Here is a 15885-nt window from a genome sequence, read left to right as displayed (position 1 = left end):
TGAGAGCTATAAGCTACAAGTTTCAAGCTGCAAGCCACAAGAAAAAGCAGCGAGAAACGCGGCCTGCTTTTACTTGCGGCTTGCAGCTTGCAACGGATTAACGCTTGTCGCGGCGCTTCTTCTCGGCCTTCTTGTGGTGCGACATCAGCCGGCGCTTCTTGTTGACCTGGCGGTCTGTGAGGGTGTTCTTCTTGCCCTCGTACGGGTTCTCACCGCCCTTGTATTCGATGCGGATCGGCGTGCCGACCAGCTTCAGCACACGGCGGTAGGTGTTTTCCAGGTAGCGCGAGTACGACTTCGGAATCTTCTCGGTCTGGTTGCCGTGGATCACGATCAGCGGCGGGTTGGCCCCGCCGAGGTGGGCATAGCGCAGCTTGATGCGACGACCGTTGACCAGCGGCGGCTGGTGCTCGCTCACCGCATCTTCGAGGATTTGCGTCAGGCGGCTGGTCGGCCAGCGGGTGACCGCCGACTTGAAGGCAGCCTGCACCGACTTGTACAGGTTGCCCACGCCAGTGCCATGCAAGGCGGAAATGAAGTGGATGTCGGCGAAGTCGACGAAGAACAGCCGGCGCTCCAGCTCGGTCTTGACGTAGTCACGCTCGCCCGGCTGCATGCCGTCCCACTTGTTCAGGGCAATGACGATCGCGCGCCCGGCTTCCAGGGCAAAGCCCAGCAGGTTCAAGTCGTGGTCGACCACACCTTCGCGGGCGTCCATGACGAAGATCACCACGTTGGCGTCCTTGATCGCCTGCAGCGTCTTCACCACCGAGAACTTTTCGACTTCCTCGTGGATCTTGCCACGCTTGCGCACGCCGGCAGTGTCGATGAACGTGTACTTCTCGCCATCGCGCTCGAACGGAATATAGATACTGTCGCGGGTGGTGCCTGGCTGGTCGTACACCACCACACGCTCTTCACCGAGCATGCGGTTGACCAGGGTCGACTTGCCGACGTTCGGGCGGCCGATGATGGCGATCTTGATGCCATCCTTTTCGCTCGGGCCCGGAATGCGCACAGCCTCTTCGCCTTCGGCGACATCGGCGTCCAGGGCTTCCTCGACCTGGTCGCGCGGCAGGTGGCCGAGCACGGCTTCCATCAGCGCGTTGATACCGCGGCCCTGGGAACCGGCTACCGGAATGGCATTGCCCATGCCCAGCGGAGAGAACTCGGCGCGAGCCACGTCGGCGTCGATGTTGTCGATTTTGTTGGCGACCAGAATCGCCTCTTTGTTGCGCTTGCGCAGGTGCTCGGCAATCATCTGGTCGGCGGCGGTCATGCCGGCGCGGGCATCGACCAGGAACAGGACGTAGTCGGCCTCTTCAATGGCCATGAGCGACTGCTCGGCCATTTTCTCGTCCATGCCCACTTCGTCACCGGTGATACCGCCGGTGTCGATCAGGATGAAGGAACGACCCTGCCAGCTGGCATCACCATACTGGCGGTCACGGGTCAGGCCCGACAGGTCACCGACGATGGCATCGCGGGTCTTGGTCAGGCGGTTGAACATGGTGGATTTGCCGACGTTCGGGCGGCCCACCAGGGCAATTACGGGAACCATCGGCTCTCCACTCTCGAATTCTTGAAAATGCAAAGGCCGCTGCAAGGCAGCGGCCGGAGTACGGGCGGCGCTTCCTGCGCCGCGGCTTGAAGCCCGCCAAGGCTTCAAGCATAGCTTCAGCGGATGGTCAGTGCCTCGAGCTTGCCGCTGTTGCCGAAGACATAGATGGTGTCACCGACCACAAGTGGGCGGGCGCGCAGGCCATCGCTGTCGATACGCTCACGGCCCACGAAGCGACCATCGACCTGGCTCAGCAGGTGCAGGTAACCTTCGAAGTCGCCCACGGCCACGTAGCTGGAATACACTTCCGGCGCAGAGAGCTGGCGACGGGCCATGCTGTCGTTGGACCACAGGGCGCTGGAAGTGCGCTCGTCGACACTTTCGACAGTGCCTGAAGCTTCGCTGACGTAAACGTTACCGAAGCCCTGGGCGACACCCACGTAGCTGGAGGCATCACGCTGCCACAGCACACGGCCGCTTTCCAGGTCCAGGCCCGCTACGCGGCCCTGGTAAGTGCTCACATACAGGGTTTGACCAGACAGCAGCAGGCCGCCATCGATGTCGACCACGCGCTCCAGCTCGGAACGGCCTTGGGGAATGGCCACGCGGCTTTCCCACACCGGCACGCCGTTGTTGATATCCACCGCCACCACCTTGCCGGTCGACAGGCCGGCAATGGCCAGGCGGTTGGTGACGATCGGCGCACCGGTGCCACGCAGGGTCAGTACGGCCGGAGTGTTTTCGTAGATCCAGCGGCGGTCGCCGGTAGCGGCGTCCAGGCCAATCAGGCGGTCGTCCTGGGTCTGCACCACGACCACGTCACCGTTGTTGGCAGGCGGGGCCAGCACTTCGCTGGTCACGCGGGAGCGCCAGCGCTCTTCACCGGTGCTGGAATCCAGGGCAATGACTTCACCCTTGAGGGTGCCGAGCATGACCAGGCCATAACCCACGCCCACTGCGCCGGAAACCGGCAGCTCCAGGTCCTTGTTCCAGACCACGTCGCCGGTGATGCGATCAAGGGCATAGACGTCGCCGTGTACGTCGGAAGCGTAGATGCGGTCGTTCTCGATGGCCGGTACCAGGGTGTTGTAGGTTTCACCCTGGCCGTCACCGATCGAACGGCTCCACTGCTTCTTCAGCACCACTTCCTCGGTGAACTTGGTCAGCTCGGCCGGGGGCAGTTCCTTCTTGCTGTTGCTGCTGCAACCTGCGGCCAGTACGGCCAGGGTCAGCACTGCTGCATGTTTCCAACCGATCACTTACGCGTCCCCTTTAGCCAGGTCATCCAGCTTCAATTGCAGGCCACCGACTGCGGCGTCATCGGACAACGCAGCCTTGGCTTTCTCGTAAGCGCTGTGCGCGTCGCTGGCGCGACCCAGTTGCACCAGCAGGTCACCCTTCAACTCTTCACGGCTGGCCAGGAACGCCTTGTCGGCATCACCGTCAAGCAGCTTCAGGGCATCCTCGGCCTTGTTCTGGGCGGCCAGCACGCGAGCCAGGCGCTGGCGCGAGATTTCGCCCAGGGTGGCATCGGCAGGCTTGTCCAGCACACCTTTGAGCTCGGCGGCGGCGTCGTCGAGCTTGCCGCTCTCGACCGCGACCTTGGCCACGAACAGGCTACCGTACTGGGCATAGGCCGTGCCGCCAAACTCGCTCTTGAGCTTGCCGGCCAGTTCCGCGACCTTGGTGGCGTCGGGCTGACCGCTTGGCGTCAGGCTGGTTTCGAGCAGGGCCTGGTACAACTGCGAGGCCCCTTGCGACTGGTTGTTCTGGTACTTGTGCCAGGTATTCCAGCCCAGCACCACCACACCTGCCAGCAATGCGCCGGTCAGCAGCGGCTTGCCATTGCGGTTCCACCAGTCCTTGACCCCTGCCAGGTCATCATCATCAGTACTCGACACCCCAATACTCCTTTTCGCCTATTCGTTGTTGAACCGCGTTACGCCTGCGCGATCGCGGTTTCCAGGTGCTCGGCAAGAGCATCCCAGGCAATGTTCTGTTGCTCGCCCTGGCCACGCAGTGGCTTCAAGCCGATGACTTGCTTGGCCAGTTCGTCGTCACCGAGGATCAGGGCGAACAGCGCACCGCTTTTATCGGCTTTCTTGAACTGGCTCTTGAAACTGCCGCCGCCGGCGTTGACGGCCAGGCGCAAGCCCGGCAAACGGTCGCGCAAACCTTCGGAAAGGCGCAGCCCGGCCAGCTCGGCCTGCTCACCAAAGGCACACAGGTAGACGTCGACAGTACGGCTGATGGACTCCGGCACCTTGCCCAGGGTTTCCAGCAGCAGGATCAGACGCTCGATACCCATGGCGAAACCAACGCCGGTGGTCGGTTTGCCACCCATCTGCTCGACCAGGCCGTCGTAGCGGCCACCGGCACACACGGTGCCCTGGGCGCCGAGCTTGTCGGTCACCCACTCGAATACGGTCTTGCTGTAGTAGTCCAGGCCACGCACCAGCTTGGTGTTGATCACGAACGGAATGCCGGCGGCCTCCAGGCGAGCCTTGAGGCCCTCGAAGTGCACGCGCGACGGTTCGTCCAGATAGTCTTCCAGCTTTGGCGCGCCAACCAGCACCGCCTGGGTGTTCTGGTCCTTGCTGTCGAGGATGCGCAGCGGGTTGCTTTTCAGGCGGCGCTGGCTGTCTTCATCCAGCTGCTCCAGGCGTGCGGACAGGAACTCGACCAGCGCATCGCGGTAGCGGGCGCGGGCCTCGCTGGTGCCGAGGCTGTTGAGTTCGAGCTTGACCGCGTCCTGAATGCCCAACAGGCCCCACAGGCGCCAGGTCAGCATGATCAGCTCGGCGTCGATGTCCGGGCCGTCGAGGTTGAACACTTCCACGCCAATCTGGTGGAACTGGCGGTAACGGCCCTTCTGCGGGCGTTCGTGGCGGAACATCTGGCCGATGTACCACAGTTTCTGCACCTGGCCGTTACCGGTGATGCCGTGCTCGAGCACGGCACGCACGCAGGCGGCGGTGCCTTCAGGGCGCAAGGTCAGCGAGTCGCCGTTGCGGTCCTCGAAGGTGTACATCTCCTTTTCGACGATATCGGTCACTTCGCCGATCGAGCGCTTGAACAGCTCGGTGAACTCGACGATCGGCGTGCGGATCTGGCTGTACCCGTAGGTGTCCAGCAGGCCGGCGACGGTGCCTTCGAAGTAGCGCCACAGCGGCGACTGTTCTGGCAGGATGTCGTTCATGCCACGGATGGCTTGCAGCGATTTGCTCACGAAAAGTCCTTACGAATTCTGTGTGTCAGCCACGGACGATCAGCGCCGCGTCGGCTTCGGCCTTTTCGGCCGCTTTCTGGCGGATGAGTTTTTCCAGCTCATCGACCAGGTTGTCGTTGGTGAGTTTCTGCGCCGGCTTGCCGTCGATGTAGATCAGGTTCGGCGTGCCGCCAGTCAGGCCGACATGGGCTTCCTTGGCTTCACCTGGGCCGTTGACCACGCAACCGATCACTGCCACGTCTAGCGGTACCAGCAGGTCTTCCAGGCGCCCTTCCAGCTCGTTCATGGTCTTGACCACATCGAAGTTCTGCCGCGAGCAGCTCGGGCAGGCGATGAAGTTGATGCCGCGCGAGCGCAGGTGCAGCGACTTGAGGATGTCGTAGCCGACCTTCACTTCTTCGACCGGGTCAGCCGCCAGCGAGATGCGAATGGTATCGCCAATGCCTTCGGCCAGCAGCATACCGAGGCCGACGGCGGATTTCACCGTGCCTGAACGCAGGCCACCGGCTTCGGTGATGCCCAGGTGCAGCGGCTGCACGATCTGCCTGGCCAACAGGCGGTAGGCCTCCACGGCCATGAACACGTCGGAGGCCTTGACGCTGACCTTGAAGTCCTGGAAGTCCAGGCGGTCGAGGTGCTCGACATGGCGCAGGGCCGACTCGACCAGCGCGGCCGGGGTAGGCTCGCCGTACTTCTTCTGCAGGTCTTTTTCCAGCGAACCGGCGTTGACCCCGATGCGGATCGGGATGCCGCGGTCGCGGGCGGCGTCCACCACTGCGCGCACACGGTCTTCGCGGCCGATGTTGCCCGGGTTGATACGCAGGCAATCGACGCCCAGCTCGGCCACCCGCAGGGCGATCTTGTAGTCGAAGTGGATATCGGCTACCAGCGGCACGCTCACCTGTTGCTTGATCTTGCCGAAGGCTTCGGCAGCGTCCATGTCTGGCACCGATACCCGCACGATGTCCACGCCGGCATCGACCAGGCGCTGGATTTGCGCCACGGTGGCGGCCACATCGTTGGTGTCGGTGTTGGTCATGCTCTGCACCGCGATGGGGGCATCACCACCCACCGGCACATTGCCGACCCAGATTTTGCGGGATTCGCGACGTTTGATCGGAGATTCGCCGTGCATGACTTACTGTCCCAACTTCAGGCGAGCAGTCTCGCCACTGGTGAACGGGGCAACATCGACGGCCTGGCCGTTGTAGCTGACCTGGGCGCCCCGGGCGAAGCCCAGGCGTACCGCGAACGGCGGCTTGCCGGTCAGTTCGAGGTTGTCCCCTTTGCGCTTGATGGCGCTGAACAGCACCTTGCCGTTGCCGTCGGAAACCTGGGTCCAGCAATCGGCGGTGAACTGAATGGCGACCTTGCCGCTACCGGCCGGCACTGGCGCAGGCTCACTGGCGGCGGCCGGCGCGGCCGTAACGGGAGCTACAGGCGCCGCTGTGGCCGCCGGGGTGCTGGCGGCTGCCTGCACGGGCGCCTGCTGGGCAGTTGCCGCCCCAGCGGCGGGCTCTGTGGCTGTACCGGCCGCCGGCTGCTCGCCAGCTGCAGCGGGTTGTTCGCCCGTGCCCTGCGCCAACGGCAGCGGTGCAGTCTCAGCCTGCTGGCCGGCGGTAACGGCCTGGTCTTCAGGCTCATCGAGCGGGTGGATCTGGGTAGTGCCGTCGGCGCTTTCGACTTCGACATGCTCCAGGGCCATCTTGGCCAGGTCCTTGCCACGCAGGCTGCCTTGGTCCTGCCACCAGACGAAACCACCACCGACCACGGCGAGCAGCAACAGCAGGCTGACGCCGCGCAGGATGTTGTGCGACAGGCGCGTCGGCTCTTCGATGCGGCCCAGCGAATGCACGTCGCTGCCCTTGGCATGGGTACCGGTGTAGCGGTCGAAGGCATCGACCAGCGCAGCCTGGTCCAGGTCCAGCAGCTTGGCGTAGGCACGTATGTAGCCACGGGCAAACGTATGCCCGGGCAGCTTGTCGAAGGCGCCGGTTTCCACGTGGTTCAGCGAACTGACAGTGAGGTTTAGCTTGCGGGCCACCTCGGCTTGCGACCAGTCCCGTTTCTCACGGGCCAGGCGCAAAAGCTCACCGGGGTTCTGGCCAGGCGCTACTGCTACTTCGGGATGCGCGGCGTTCATCGTTGCTCCGACAGGTATTGCTGATATTCCGGCGTACCGGGATAAAGTCGTTGTAATTGCTGGCCCGTTTCGGCCAGTGCGCCCTGCTCGTCGAACACCCTGGCAAGGCGGCTGCCCAGCAGCAGGCTACGGGCATCGTGCGCGCTCAGCTCGCTGAAACGATCGTAGTAGTCCCGGGCCGGCACATAATGCCTGTTTTCGTAGGACAACTCAGCCATTTCCAGCAACGCCCTTGGTTGCCGCTGGTTGAGCTGCAATGCTTTCACCAGATAGGCCTGTGCCTGGTCGCGGCGTTCGAGCCTCAAGGCAGTCAGGCCAAGGTTCTCGTATACGCGCGAGCGCTCAGGATACAGGGTATCGGCACTGGCCAGGCGAAACATCTGCTCGGCCTCGGCAAATCGCCCCTGAGCATAAAGGAAACTGCCGTAGTTGTTGCGAATTCGCGTATTGCCGCCGCTGCTTTGCAGGGCCTTGCGAAAGTGTGTTTCGGCCAGTGCCGGCTCACCTTCGGCCTGGAACACCAGCGCCAGGGCCGCGTGCGCATCGGCATCGCTGCTGTCCAGGGCCAGGGCCTTGCCCAGTGGCGCCTTGGCCTGTTCGGTCAAACCCTGTTGCAAATAACCCAGCCCAAGCTGCACGTAGGCACGCCCCGCTTCGGCCCTGCCCTGGCGGCTGCCCAGCGGGTCGCTCGCGCCGCCCGACACGCAGCCGGCCAGCAGCGAAAGCGCAAGGATCGACAGCGCGGCGCGCAGGCTCATGGGCAAGGTCCCGGTCAGTGGCTGGCGGCGCTGTCTTGCAGCTCGACATCCGCAGACAGTTGGCGCACAGCAATATAGCGCTCACTGCGGCGCGTGCGGTCGTTGACCTGCCCCACCAACTGACCGCAGGCAGCGTCGATGTCGTCGCCACGGGTAGTACGGGTGGTCACGTTGAAACCACCGTGGTGCAGCAGGTCCTGGAAACGACGAATGGCATTGTTGCTAGGCCGCTCATAGCCCGAATGCGGGAACGGGTTGAACGGGATCAGGTTGATCTTGCACGGCACGTCGCGCAGCAGCTCGATCATTTGCGCGGCATGCTCTGGCTGGTCGTTGACGTCCTTGAGCAGGGTGTACTCGATGGTCAGCACGCGCTTGCCACCCAGGGTGGCCATGTAGCCCATGCACGATTCCAGCAGCATTTTCAGCGGGTACTTCTTGTTGATCGGCACCAGCTTGTTGCGCAGCTCGTCGTTAGGGGCGTGCAGCGACAGTGCCAGCGACACGTCGATGTGCTTGGCCAGCTCGTCGATCATTGGCACCACGCCCGAGGTGGACAAGGTGACGCGACGCTTGGAAATGCCGTAGCCCAGGTCATCCATCATGATTTTCATGGCGGCGATGACGTTGTCGAAGTTCAGCAGAGGCTCGCCCATGCCCATCATCACCACGTTGGTAATGGCGCGGTCGATTTTGGCAGGGACGGTCCCGAAGGATTTGTTGGCAAGCCACACCTGGCCGATCACTTCGGCGGCGGTGAGGTTGCTGTTGAAGCCTTGCTTGCCGGTGGAGCAGAAGCTGCAGTCCAGGGCACAGCCGGCTTGCGACGATACGCACAGGGTGCCGCGGTCGTCGGTAGGAATGTAGACGGTTTCGACGCAGCTGCCGGAGGCAACGCGGATCACCCACTTGCGGGTGCCGTCGGCGGAAATGTCTTCACTGACCACTTCCGGGGGGCGAATCTCGGCAACGGCCTCGAGCTTCTCGCGCAAGGCCTTGCCAACGTTGGTCATGGCCGCAAAATCGGACACGCCAAAATGGTGAATCCATTTCATCACCTGGCCGGCGCGGAAGCGCTTCTCCCCGATAGAGTCGAAGAATTGTTCCATTTCCGGCTGGGTCAGGCCCAACAGGTTGATTTTGCCAGTAGATGTCGTCATGGATTCACCCTCACCCGTAAGCTTTCGCTTAGCGAGTGGTTACCTCGGTAGCAGCGAAGAAGTAAGCGATTTCGCGAGCAGCAGCAGCTTCGGAGTCCGAACCGTGAACGGCGTTGGCGTCGATGGACTCGGCGAAGTCGGCGCGGATGGTGCCAGGAGCAGCTTCTTTAGGGTTGGTAGCGCCCATCAGCTCACGGTTCTTGGCGATGGCGTTTTCACCTTCCAGGACCTGAACAACAACCGGACCGGAAGTCATGAAGGCAACCAGGTCACCGAAGAAGCCGCGCTCGCTGTGCTCAGCGTAGAAGCCTTCGGCTTCGGCTTTGGACAGTTGCTTGATTTTCGAGGCAACGATTTTCAGGCCGGCTTCTTCGAAACGGGTGGTGATCTTGCCGATGACGTTTTTGGCAACGGCGTCAGGCTTGATGATCGAGAAAGTACGTTGAACAGCCATGGAAAACTCCAGAATATGAGTGTTACGAAAAATTAAACCCGCGAATTATACGCGGGTTCGAGGGGATTGCCTAACCTGCACGCAACGCTTAGTCGGCTTCGTCAATCCAGGCGGCTTGGATTGCCTCAAGCACTTTCTCACCGCCGCGTGACGGATCGTCGCTGAACTCTGGCAATGCCAGCACCCAGCGGTGCAGGTCGACGAAATTCACATATTTAGGATCGACTTCCGGCTTGCTTTCTGCAAGCTGGATGGCGATTTCAAGTACATCAACCCATTTCAGACTCATGTACAGGCCCTCAGTGCGGTGCTTCGGCAGCGTGGTTCAGCGAATACTTGGGGATCTCGATGGTCAGGTCCTGGTCGGCGACCACCACCTGGCAACCCAGGCGCGACTGCGCCTCCAGGCCCCAGGCCTTGTCCAGCATGTCCTCTTCCAGCTCGTCGGCTTCTTCGAGCGAATCGAAACCTTTGCGAACAATACAGTGGCAGGTGGTGCAAGCCTTTACCCCGCCACAGGCGCTTTCCATCTCGATGTGATGGTCGTGGGCCAGCTCCAGGATGTTGGTCCCGGCTGGCACATCCACGGTCAGGCCTTCAGGGCAGAACTTCTCATGCGGCAGGAAGGTTACCAGCGGCATCGATTACTCCTCGATCTCATTCAGGTTGCGCCCGGCCAGTGCGGCTTTGACCGTCGAATCAAGGCGACGGGCGGCAAATGCGTCGGTCACCTGCGACAGACGCTTGGTCTGTTGCTCGATGGCTGCGCCATCGGTGCCCGCCAGCAAATCACGTAGTTCTTGCATCTGGAACTCGATGGCGTCGCGCTCGTCACTGCTGAGCAAGCGTTCGCCGTCGGCGTCCAGGGCGCCCTGTACCGCTTCGAGCAGGCGCTCGGCATCGACCTGGTGCTCGCGCAACTGGCGGGCATGCTTGTCGGAACCGGCGTGCTCGAACGAGTCCTTGAGCATACGGGCGATTTCGCCGTCGGTCAGGCCGTAGGACGGCTTGACCTGGATGCTGGCTTCCACGCCCGAACCCAGCTCGCGCGCGGCAACGCTGAGCAGGCCGTCGGCATCCACCTGGAAGGTGACGCGGATTTTTGCCGAGCCGGCGACCATGGCCGGAATGCCACGCAGCTCGAAACGCGCCAGCGAGCGGCAGTCGCTGATCAGCTCACGCTCGCCTTGCAGCACGTGGATCATCATGGCCGTCTGGCCGTCTTTGTAAGTAGTGAACTCCTGGGCACGCGCCACCGGAATGGTGGTGTTGCGCGGGATCACCTTCTCCATCAGCCCGCCCATGGTTTCGAGGCCAAGCGACAGCGGAATGACATCGAGCAGCAGCAGTTCGCCACCTTCGCGGCGGTTGCCGGCCAGGGTGTCAGCCTGAATCGCGGCGCCGATGGCCACCACCTGGTCCGGGTCGATCGAGGTCAGCGGCGTACGGCCAAACAGCGCACCCACCGCATCGCGCACACGCGGCACGCGGGTGGAGCCACCGACCATGACCACGGCGCTGACTTCGTCCATTTCAACGCCGCTGTCGCGCACCGCGCGGCGGCAAGCCTTGAGGCTGCGGGCGATCATCGGCTCGATCATGGCGTCGAAGGCAACACGGCTCAGCTCACCTTGCCAGGCACCGTGGCTGACAGTGACGACGTCGGCGTCAGTCAGGGCTTCTTTGGCAGCACAGGCAGTCTGCAGCAGTGCGCGCTGGGTAGCCGGGTCCAGGTCGGAGGAAAGACCGGCCTGTTCGATGATCCAGCCGGCAATGGCATGGTCGAAATCGTCGCCGCCCAGGGCGGTATCGCCGCCGGTGGCCAGCACTTCGAACACACCGGCAGTCAGGCGCAGGATGGAAATGTCAAAGGTACCGCCGCCCAGGTCATAGATGGCCACCACGCCTTCGGCGTTCTGGTCCAGGCCGTAGGCCACGGCAGCGGCGGTCGGCTCATTGAGCAGGCGCAGCACGTTCAGGCCTGCCAGGCGTGCAGCGTCTTTGGTCGCCTGGCGCTGAGCGTCGTCGAAATAGGCTGGCACGGTGATCACCGCGCCTACCAGCTCGCCACCCAGGGTCGCTTCGGCCCGCTCACGCAGCACCTTGAGGATGTCGGCGGACACTTCCACCGGGCTTTTCGGGCCCTGCACGGTATCGATGAACGGCATGTGCGACTCACCGCCAACAAAGCGGTAAGGCAGTTGCTCGCCCAACTGCTTGACGTCGGCAACGCCGCGCCCCATCAGGCGCTTGACCGACAGCACGGTGTTCAGCGGGTCGCTGGAAGCGGCCTCACGCGCGGCCTGCCCCACCTCGATACGCCCGTCGAGGTAGCGTACCGCGGACGGCAGAATGACGTTACCCTGCGCATCGGGCAGGGGCTCGCTGCGGCCGCTGCGCAAGGCGGCGACCATGGAGTTGGTGGTACCCAGGTCAATGCCGACCGCCAGGCGACGCTGGTGCGGTTGGGGGGTTTGACCGGGTTCGGCAATCTGCAGTAGGGCCATGCTTATCTGAGTACCTTAGGTGCCATCACGGGCGACACCGGGTTAATCGTCGAGGCGCTCTTCCAGTTGGCGCACTTCTTGGGCGAGCTTGTCGAGGAACTGCATGCGGCGCATCAGGCGCTCAGCCTTGTCGCGCTCGGCGGGAACATCCCAGCAGGCAGCGAAATCCTCGTTCAGCGAGTCCTGGGCGGCCTTCAAGCGCTTCTTGAATGCCGCTACGCCGTCCAGGTCGGCTTCGTCCTGCAGCTCTTCCAGCTCTTCGCGCCACTGCATCTGCTGCAACAAAAAGTCCGGGTCGTGGACCGTGACTTCCTGGGGCACTTCGTGACCGCTGATGGCCAGCAGATAGCGGGCACGACGCGGCGCACTGCGCAGCGTCTGGTAGGCGTCGTTGAGGGCTGCGGACTTTTCCAGCGCGACCCGCTGCTCCCGCTCGGAGGCGTCGGCAAAACGGTCGGGATGGACTTCGCGGGCCAGCTCGCGGTAGCGAGTGGCCAGCTTGTCGAGATCCAGGCGGAAGCTTGGCTGGAGGTCAAACAATGCGTAGTGACAAGGAGTACCCACAGCCGGCCTCAAACGTTGAAGCTTTCGCCGCAGCCACACTCACCGCGCACGTTGGGGTTGTTGAACTTGAAGCCTTCGTTCAACCCTTCCTTGACGAAGTCCAGCTCGGTACCGTCGAGGTACACCAGGCTCTTGGGATCGATGATCACCTTGACGCCGTGGTTTTCGAACACCTGGTCTTCGTCGGCCAGTTCGTCAACGAACTCCAGCACGTAGGCCAGGCCCGAGCAACCGGTGGTGCGCACGCCCAGGCGAATGCCCTCACCTTTGCCGCGCCCATCGAGGGAGCGGCGAATGTGGTTGGCGGCGGCTTCTGTCATGCTGATAGCCATCAGGACTCCTTACCTCGCAACAGGCGGCTTAGATCAAGCCTTTCTTCTGCTTGTAATCGCGCACAGCTGCCTTGATGGCATCTTCGGCGAGTACCGAGCAGTGGATCTTGACCGGCGGCAACGCCAGTTCTTCTGCCAGCTGGGTGTTCTTGATGGTTTCGGCTTCGTCCAGGGTCTTGCCCTTCATCCACTCGGTAGCGAGGGAGCTGGAAGCGATGGCCGAACCGCAACCGTAGGTCTTGAACTTGGCGTCTTCGATCACGCCCTGTTCGTTGACCTTGATTTGCAGACGCATCACGTCGCCACACGCAGGGGCGCCGACCATGCCGGTACCGACATCCGGGTCTTCGGCATTCATCTTGCCGACGTTGCGTGGGTTTTCGTAGTGGTCGATGACCTTTTCACTGTATGCCATGGTGCAATTCCTTCCTCATCAGGGAGCCGCTCTTGCCGGCGACTGCTTAGTGGGCGGCCCACTCGATCTTGGAGATGTCAACGCCGTCTTTGTACATATCCCACAGCGGCGACAGTTCACGCAGTTTGTTGACGGCCTCGCAGACTTTCTGCGCGGCGTAGTCGACTTCTTCTTCGGTGGTGAAGCGGCCGAAAGAGAAGCGGATCGAGCTGTGCGCCAGCTCGTCGTTGCGGCCCAGAGCGCGCAGTACGTACGACGGCTCGAGCGACGCGGAGGTGCACGCCGAACCGGACGATACGGCGATGTCCTTCAGCGACATCAGCAGCGATTCGCCTTCGACGTAGTTGAAGCTCAGGTTCAGGTTGTGCGGTACGCGGGCAGTCTGGCTACCGTTGACGTACAGCTCTTCAAGGCTGGAGACCTGCTTGAAGAAGCGGTCGCTCAGGGCCTTGATGCGTACGTTTTCGGCGGCCATTTCCTGCTTGGCGATGGCGAATGCCTCGCCCATGCCGACGATCTGGTGGGTCGGCAGGGTGCCCGAACGCATGCCGCGCTCATGACCACCACCGTGGATGATGGCTTCCAGACGCACACGCGGCTTGCGGCTGACGTACAGCGCGCCGATGCCTTTCGGGCCGTAGGCTTTGTGCGCCGAGAACGACATCAGGTCGACCTTCAGCTTCTGCACGTCGATTTCCACCTTGCCGGCCGACTGGGCGGCATCGACATGGAACAGCACGCCACGCGCACGGGTCAGCTCACCGATGGCGGCGATGTCGTTGATCGAGCCGACTTCGTTGTTCACGTGCATCAGCGACACCAGAATAGTGTCGTCACGCAGCACGGCCTCGACCATCGCCGGGGTGACGATACCGTCTTCGCCTGGCTCCAGGTAGGTGACTTCGAAACCTTCACGCTCCAGCTGGCGAGCGGTATCCAGTACCGCCTTGTGCTCGATCTTGGAGGTGATGATGTGCTTGCCCTTGGTCTGATAGAAGTGCGCCACGCCTTTGAGGGCGAGGTTGTCGGACTCGGTGGCACCGCTGGTCCAGACGATCTCGCGCGGGTCGGCGTTGATCAGCTCGGCAACCTGGCGGCGGCCGTTCTCGACCGCTTCTTCGGCCTTCCAGCCGAACACGTGGGAGCGCGAAGCCGGGTTACCGAAGTTCCCGTCAACCAGCAGGCATTCGGCCATTTTCTGGGCGACGCGTGGGTCAACCGGCGTAGTCGCGGAGTAATCGAGGTAGATCGGCAACTTCATTTGTCTCTCCTATCAGGCGGTGGCGTCGCTCGTCGTGGCTAAGGGTCAATCGACGGCAGACGTCTCAATCTTGTCCAGCTGGGCGGTTCGGCCTGCGACACGACGCAAGTCCTGGCGCTGGGCGACTTCCTGCACCTCACGGCGCATGACAAGGTCGGCCAGGCTGATGCCGCTGAGGAATTCATGGATCTGCTGGCTGAGGTCGCACCACAGGTGGTGGGTCAGGCAGGTATCACCGGCATGGCAGTCCCCGAGGCCCTGGCAACGGGTGGCATCGACCGATTCGTTGACCGCGTCGATGACCTGTGCCACCTGGATGGTTTCCATACCGCGCGACAGCTGATAGCCGCCACCTGGGCCGCGCACACTGGAAACCAGGCTGCTACGGCGCAGCTTGGCGAACAGCTGCTCCAGATAAGAGAGGGAAATGCCCTGGCGCTCGGAAATATCGGCCAAAGACACCGGCCCATGCTGCGCGTGCAACGCCAGGTCGAGCATGGCAGTCACGGCGTATCGGCCTTTGGTAGTCAGTCGCATGGCTATTGGGTACCACGGGAGTTTCGGGATGTGTGCAAGTATGCGATTCCCGAGCATTTAAGTCAACTATTAGACCTACTGCTTTAGTCGGGTTTGCATCTGGGAGGCGGCGCGATTGTAGCAGACGAGGGGCGTGAGCACACGCCCCGTATGTCTACCTCGGTGCGCCGCGGCGCAATCAATGCGGCTGAGTGTCGCGCCTGACGGGCTGGGCCGCTTCGGTGAAGTCATCTTCAGGCAGGGCCGGCAGCTCTTTGGCGCAGTAGTCACTGCCCATTTTCGTCAACGCGCCGCACATACCCTCCAGCCGCTCGTCGACGGCCTGCAGGTGGTCGAGCATCTGGCCAATGGCGCGCGCCACCGGGTCAGGCATGTCGCCACTCACACCGTAGGCGTCGAAGCCGATCTTCTCGGCCATGGCCTTGCGCTTGGCCTCCACTTCGCTGTCTTCGCTCTTGACGATGATGCGCCCGGGGATGCCCACTGCCGTGGCACCGGCCGGGACCGCCTTGGTCACCACCGCATTGGAGCCGATCTTGGCCCCCGCACCCACGGTGAACGGGCCCAGCACCTTGGCCCCCGCCCCTACAACCACGCCGTTTTCCAGGGTGGGGTGGCGCTTGCCCTTGTTCCAGCTGGTGCCGCCCAGCGTAACGCCCTGGTACAGGGTGACGTCATCGCCGATTTCGGCGGTTTCGCCGATGACGATGCCCATGCCGTGGTCGATGAAGAAACGCCGGCCGATGGTGGCACCCGGGTGAATCTCGATACCGGTGAGCCAGCGACCAAAGTTCGAGACCAGGCGCGCCAGCCACTTGAAGTCGCGCCGCCACAAGGCATTACCCAGGCGGTGCAGCCAGATGGCATGCATGCCCGGGTAGCAGGTGAGCACCTCGAAGGCATTGCGCGCAGCCGGGTCACGGTGGAATACGCTTTGAATATCTTCACGCAGGCGTTCAAACAT

18 protein-coding genes are annotated in these 15885 nt (G+C 62.7%); all 18 read right to left on the bottom strand.

Translation table 11 applies throughout. The features are described from left to right. Positions 1-97: 97 nt before the first annotated feature. On the bottom strand, positions 98-1561 hold the full coding sequence (der, locus tag K4A76_RS04370) for a ribosome biogenesis GTPase Der (protein ID WP_009682028.1): 1464 nt from the start codon (positions 1559-1561) through the stop codon (positions 98-100). Between the two features lie 116 nt (positions 1562-1677). Further along, a complete protein-coding gene (gene bamB, locus K4A76_RS04365) occupies positions 1678-2820 on the bottom strand; it encodes an outer membrane protein assembly factor BamB (protein WP_009682029.1) in 1143 nt (380 codons plus the stop codon). Then, the gene (locus K4A76_RS04360; protein ID WP_009682030.1) at positions 2821-3462 is read right to left on the bottom strand and encodes a tetratricopeptide repeat protein; all 642 of its coding nucleotides are present in this window, start codon (positions 3460-3462) and stop codon (positions 2821-2823) included. A 38-nt stretch (positions 3463-3500) separates the two neighbouring features. Further along, positions 3501-4790: a histidine--tRNA ligase gene (hisS, locus tag K4A76_RS04355; protein WP_009682031.1), complete on the bottom strand. Its 1290-nt coding sequence runs from the start codon at positions 4788-4790 to the stop codon at positions 3501-3503. A gap of 25 nt (positions 4791-4815) precedes the next feature. Beyond that, complete coding sequence (gene ispG / locus K4A76_RS04350) at positions 4816-5925, bottom strand: flavodoxin-dependent (E)-4-hydroxy-3-methylbut-2-enyl-diphosphate synthase (protein WP_009682032.1); 1110 nt, start codon at positions 5923-5925, stop codon at positions 4816-4818. Positions 5926-5928: 3 nt separating this feature from the next. After that, positions 5929-6933: a RodZ domain-containing protein gene (locus K4A76_RS04345; RefSeq protein ID WP_009682033.1), complete on the bottom strand. Its 1005-nt coding sequence runs from the start codon at positions 6931-6933 to the stop codon at positions 5929-5931. Next, entirely contained in the window at positions 6930-7691 is a 762-nt protein-coding gene (pilW, locus tag K4A76_RS04340) for a type IV pilus biogenesis/stability protein PilW (protein ID WP_029885479.1), read from the bottom strand. Before pilW ends, K4A76_RS04345 begins: the two co-directional genes overlap by 4 nt. 14 nt (positions 7692-7705) lie before the next feature. Further along, positions 7706-8851 (bottom strand): 23S rRNA (adenine(2503)-C(2))-methyltransferase RlmN, encoded by a 1146-nt coding sequence (gene rlmN / locus K4A76_RS04335; protein WP_009682035.1) that lies wholly within the window; start codon positions 8849-8851, stop codon positions 7706-7708. A gap of 28 nt (positions 8852-8879) precedes the next feature. Then, positions 8880-9305 carry a nucleoside-diphosphate kinase gene (gene ndk / locus K4A76_RS04330; protein WP_009682036.1) on the bottom strand — a complete coding sequence of 142 codons (426 nt, stop codon included), beginning with the start codon at positions 9303-9305 and terminating at the stop codon, positions 8880-8882. Positions 9306-9393: 88 nt separating this feature from the next. Next, positions 9394-9594: a Fe-S cluster assembly protein IscX gene (iscX, locus tag K4A76_RS04325; protein WP_009682037.1), complete on the bottom strand. Its 201-nt coding sequence runs from the start codon at positions 9592-9594 to the stop codon at positions 9394-9396. Positions 9595-9604: 10 nt separating this feature from the next. Continuing rightward, positions 9605-9946, bottom strand: a complete 342-nt coding sequence (gene fdx, locus K4A76_RS04320) for an ISC system 2Fe-2S type ferredoxin (RefSeq protein ID WP_023533300.1) — start codon at positions 9944-9946, stop codon at positions 9605-9607. 3 nt (positions 9947-9949) lie between these two features. After that, positions 9950-11812 (bottom strand): Fe-S protein assembly chaperone HscA, encoded by a 1863-nt coding sequence (hscA, locus tag K4A76_RS04315; protein WP_054881952.1) that lies wholly within the window; start codon positions 11810-11812, stop codon positions 9950-9952. 42 nt (positions 11813-11854) lie between these two features. After that, positions 11855-12376: a co-chaperone HscB gene (gene hscB / locus K4A76_RS04310; RefSeq protein ID WP_054911407.1), complete on the bottom strand. Its 522-nt coding sequence runs from the start codon at positions 12374-12376 to the stop codon at positions 11855-11857. Positions 12377-12384: 8 nt separating this feature from the next. Further along, entirely contained in the window at positions 12385-12708 is a 324-nt protein-coding gene (gene iscA / locus K4A76_RS04305) for an iron-sulfur cluster assembly protein IscA (RefSeq protein ID WP_003248536.1), read from the bottom strand. Positions 12709-12736: 28 nt separating this feature from the next. Continuing rightward, entirely contained in the window at positions 12737-13123 is a 387-nt protein-coding gene (iscU, locus tag K4A76_RS04300) for a Fe-S cluster assembly scaffold IscU (protein ID WP_003248539.1), read from the bottom strand. Positions 13124-13169: 46 nt separating this feature from the next. After that, complete coding sequence (locus K4A76_RS04295; protein ID WP_009682042.1) at positions 13170-14384, bottom strand: IscS subfamily cysteine desulfurase; 1215 nt, start codon at positions 14382-14384, stop codon at positions 13170-13172. Positions 14385-14429: 45 nt separating this feature from the next. Next, positions 14430-14921 carry a Fe-S cluster assembly transcriptional regulator IscR gene (iscR, locus tag K4A76_RS04290; RefSeq protein ID WP_008092572.1) on the bottom strand — a complete coding sequence of 164 codons (492 nt, stop codon included), beginning with the start codon at positions 14919-14921 and terminating at the stop codon, positions 14430-14432. 178 nt (positions 14922-15099) lie between these two features. Continuing rightward, a complete protein-coding gene (gene cysE / locus K4A76_RS04285; RefSeq protein WP_274411630.1) occupies positions 15100-15885 on the bottom strand; it encodes a serine O-acetyltransferase in 786 nt (261 codons plus the stop codon).

The organism is Pseudomonas sp. NEEL19 (assembly GCF_028751975.1).
Classification (GTDB): domain Bacteria; phylum Pseudomonadota; class Gammaproteobacteria; order Pseudomonadales; family Pseudomonadaceae; genus Aquipseudomonas; species Aquipseudomonas juntendi.
This window is presented reverse-complemented; position numbering and strand designations above follow the sequence as displayed.

What these genes read in the sequence shown, in the direction of transcription:
- der (WP_009682028.1), bottom strand. Translation starts at nt 1,561, where the DNA reads ATGGTTCCCGTAATTGCCCTGGTGGGCCGCCCGAACGTCGGCAAATCC.
- ispG (WP_009682032.1), bottom strand. Translation starts at nt 5,925, where the DNA reads ATGCACGGCGAATCTCCGATCAAACGTCGCGAATCCCGCAAAATCTGG.
- K4A76_RS04345 (WP_009682033.1), bottom strand. Translation starts at nt 6,933, where the DNA reads ATGAACGCCGCGCATCCCGAAGTAGCAGTAGCGCCTGGCCAGAACCCC.
- pilW (WP_029885479.1), bottom strand. Translation starts at nt 7,691, where the DNA reads ATGAGCCTGCGCGCCGCGCTGTCGATCCTTGCGCTTTCGCTGCTGGCC.
- rlmN (WP_009682035.1), bottom strand. Translation starts at nt 8,851, where the DNA reads ATGACGACATCTACTGGCAAAATCAACCTGTTGGGCCTGACCCAGCCG.
- ndk (WP_009682036.1), bottom strand. Translation starts at nt 9,305, where the DNA reads ATGGCTGTTCAACGTACTTTCTCGATCATCAAGCCTGACGCCGTTGCC.
- iscX (WP_009682037.1), bottom strand. Translation starts at nt 9,594, where the DNA reads ATGAGTCTGAAATGGGTTGATGTACTTGAAATCGCCATCCAGCTTGCA.
- fdx (WP_023533300.1), bottom strand. Translation starts at nt 9,946, where the DNA reads ATGCCGCTGGTAACCTTCCTGCCGCATGAGAAGTTCTGCCCTGAAGGC.
- hscA (WP_054881952.1), bottom strand. Translation starts at nt 11,812, where the DNA reads ATGGCCCTACTGCAGATTGCCGAACCCGGTCAAACCCCCCAACCGCAC.
- iscA (WP_003248536.1), bottom strand. Translation starts at nt 12,708, where the DNA reads ATGGCTATCAGCATGACAGAAGCCGCCGCCAACCACATTCGCCGCTCC.
- iscU (WP_003248539.1), bottom strand. Translation starts at nt 13,123, where the DNA reads ATGGCATACAGTGAAAAGGTCATCGACCACTACGAAAACCCACGCAAC.
- K4A76_RS04295 (WP_009682042.1), bottom strand. Translation starts at nt 14,384, where the DNA reads ATGAAGTTGCCGATCTACCTCGATTACTCCGCGACTACGCCGGTTGAC.
- iscR (WP_008092572.1), bottom strand. Translation starts at nt 14,921, where the DNA reads ATGCGACTGACTACCAAAGGCCGATACGCCGTGACTGCCATGCTCGAC.
- cysE (WP_274411630.1), bottom strand. Translation starts at nt 15,885, where the DNA reads ATGTTTGAACGCCTGCGTGAAGATATTCAAAGCGTATTCCACCGTGAC.